A 2962-nucleotide genomic window follows, 5' to 3' on the forward strand; every position below is an offset into this window, starting at 1 on the left:
ATTTCTTCGTTGACCACGTCGTCCATTTGCCCCGGTACGACGGCGCCCGCTTTGATCCAACGCGTCAGCAAATCAATTTCTTCATCCGGCAGCTTGTCATCATCCGGCGGCATCGCCATGTCTTCATCGACATGGTTGATCACTTCGATCAGGTAGCTCTTTTCGGGCTTGCCGGGCACGACGGCCGCCAAGCCTGAATCGCCGCCGCGAAGCATGCGGGCACGCAAATCTAGCCGTAGTCCCGATTCTTGCTCGTCTTCGCCGTGGCAATACAAGCAACGTTCTTCGAGAATCGGCAGGATCTGTTCCTCGAAATCGATCTCTTCGGCAGGCAACGTTTGCGGTGCCAACAGGCAAAACAGGAGCAGAAATCGTCGAATCATGATGGATGGCTTCCAATCTGACATTGGCATGGAGGGTTCCTGGATCATATCCAATCTTGGTCTGTGGCGCTCAACTACAGCGCGGCTTTCCAACCGGCGTCGAGTTGTTGGGTCAGTCTGGCGACGACGTTTGGGTTTTCGCGGGCAACGTTCTTGGTTTCGCCGGGGTCGCTCTGGTGATCGAACAACTCGACGAACACGGGATCGGCTTGGGGATTGCGATGATCGCGCCAAACGACCAGCCGATAGCGGTCGGTCCGCATCGTGTACCCCATCAAATGTTGTTCAAACAGCTCGCGGTCCCACGTGTCACCCATCTGCTCGATGATCCGGCCTTCGACTTCTCGGATCAGCGGTCCGAACCATGTCTCACGCATTCCTTGCGACAGCGGGTTGGCGGCCCACTCGCGGAGCGCCGGGTTGGGATACTGACTGAACGCAGCCTTTTTCCAGGCCCGGTCGGGATCATCCAACAAGGGGACAAAACTGTGGCCTTCGACGTGATCGGGGATCGGCAATCCGGCCAGTTCGCAAAGGGTCGGGTACATGTCGACTAACTCGACCAACGCATCGGTCGGCTTGCCCCGCGACTTCATGCCCGGCGTCCAAATCATCAACGGCACGCGGGTGGCAATTTCGTAGTTGGTCGCTTTGCCCCAGACGCCTAGGTCTCCGAGATGCCAACCATGGTCGCCCCAGACGATGATGATCGTGTTGTCGCGAACCCCGGCATCTTCCAGGGCACGAACCATCAAACCGACTTGGGCGTCGACGTAACTGACGCATGCCAGATACGCGTGCTTAAGTGTTCGCGACAGCTCGGGACCCAACGGTCCGATCTTGGGGATCCCCGCACGCGTTCGCAATTCGAAGGACGCGTGAAGCCCCATCGCGGCACCGCCCTCGGGTGCATCGCTGTGGGCTGCCATCGGGATTTTGTCGGGATCGTACAGATCCCAGTAACGTTTGGGCGCGGTCCAGTTCAGGTGGGGTTTTTTGAACCCGAGCCCCAGGAAGAACGGCTTGTCCGCCTTGGCCATCTGCTTCATCGTCTCGATCGCGAGCCGGGTGTTGTAGCCGTCACCGTAGGCGGTATCGGGGACGTCGGCATTTTCGTACGCCGGTCCGCTGCCCAAACCACGGCGTGCGGCCTCGCCGTACTTGGCCAACATCTCCTTCATGTTGTCACTTTTGATCTTGTTGTTTTCCGGCAACGCGTAGCCACCGACCGGCTTTTCGATCCCCTTGATCCATTTCACCGGGCTTCGACTCCAAGAGTTCTCTTCGTCGGTATCGCCCTGGTGAAAGATTTTTCCACAGTAGGCGGTTTCATAGCCGTGTGCGATGAAGTGTTGGGGCAACGTGACAATGTCGGGCTGAAGCTCACGCAACGAGACATAGTTGTGAAACAACCCGGTCGTCTCCGGTCGAGCACCGGTCATCAGGCTCGCCCGCGAAGGCCGACAGATCGCCTGTTGGCAATAGGCCCGATTGAACAGCAAACCGTCGTTAGCCAGCGCATCCAGGTTCGGCGACACCGCGATCTCGGATCCGTAACATCCCAGTTCCGGCCGCAGATCGTCGATGGCGATAAACAGGACGTTCGGTTTGTCTGCCGCGTGGCACGTGGAAGCCAGGCCCACAACGCAGGCGAGGGTAAGAAGTGGTTTGATCATTCGGTTCATTTGGTTTTCAGCGGTTGCCTTCCTGCGAACTGGGATTCAACTTCGTCGATGCGAATGCGAGGTCCATCACGCATCATTTCACTTGAAAGGTGGCTTTGTAATTCGGCATTCCCGTTTCATGCCATTGTTGCTCCGCCTCCTCATCGTCGAACCACCGAGGCGTGGTGTGGTCGCGACTCCAGCGTTCGACCTCCTCCACCATCGCCGCAACTTTCTCGGGATACGCGTCACTCAGATCGTGCGTTTCTCCGAGATCATCGTCCAAGTTAAACAGTTTCCAGGGCGTTTGGGCCGTTCGACAGATTTTCCAGGCGTCGCGTCGAGCCCCTACGTCACTGTAACCGCTGCGATGGCGGAGTGCGAAAATCATCTCACCTCGGCGTGCGCTACGACCGGCCAGCAAGTCGTCCCAAATGTCTTTGCCGTTCAACGTCTTGGTCGCCGGGATCTCCGCCTTGGCCAAGCGTGCGAACGTCGGGTAGAAATCGAGTGCGGAAACGGGGTGGTGATAACGATCGCCGGCAGGGACTTTTCCGGGCCAATGGAAGAACATCGGGACGCGATAACCGCCCTCGTGCGTGCTGCCCTTGCCTTCGCGAAGGGGTCCATTGTCGGCGCCCAGACCGAGTTTTCCGCCGTTGTCGCTCAGGAAGACGATCAACGTGTCATCGAACTCACCGGAATCCTTCAGCGTCTGGACCAGTCGACCGACGCCGCGGTCGACGGCGTAAACCATCGCGGCGTAGGTTTGCCGCTTCTTGTCCTTGATGCCGGCGAACCGCGTTAAATCCTCGACCTTCGCTTCGAGCGGACTGTGCGGCGCGTTGTAGGCCAGATACAGAAAAAACGGTTGGTCTTAGTCGCCCGCTGATTCGACAAAACGCACAGCCAAGC

General features: G+C 58.3%; 2 protein-coding genes and 1 pseudogene. All 3 read right to left on the reverse strand.

The genetic code is table 11. The features are described 5' to 3' along the window. Positions 1–383: c-type cytochrome domain-containing protein (locus ABX749_RS27975; RefSeq protein ID WP_372898927.1), on the reverse strand; the 383-nt coding region annotated here is incomplete at its 3' end. Positions 384–457: 74 nt separating this feature from the next. Next, complete coding sequence (locus ABX749_RS27980) at positions 458–2059, reverse strand: sulfatase (protein WP_372898928.1); 1602 nt, start codon at positions 2057–2059, stop codon at positions 458–460. Between the two features lie 82 nt (positions 2060–2141). Beyond that, positions 2142–2912, reverse strand: a pseudogene (locus ABX749_RS27985) (sulfatase-like hydrolase/transferase); the annotation flags it as partial. Positions 2913–2962 lie beyond the last annotated feature (50 nt).

This window comes from Stieleria sp. (genome assembly GCF_041595215.1).
In the GTDB taxonomy this organism is placed as follows: Bacteria; Planctomycetota; Planctomycetia; order Pirellulales; family Pirellulaceae; genus Stieleria; species Stieleria magnilauensis.

Coding starts and splice junctions, on each gene's coding strand:
- ABX749_RS27980 (WP_372898928.1), bottom strand. CDS start 2,059: ATGATCAAACCACTTCTTACCCTCGCCTGCGTTGTGGGCCTGGCTTCC.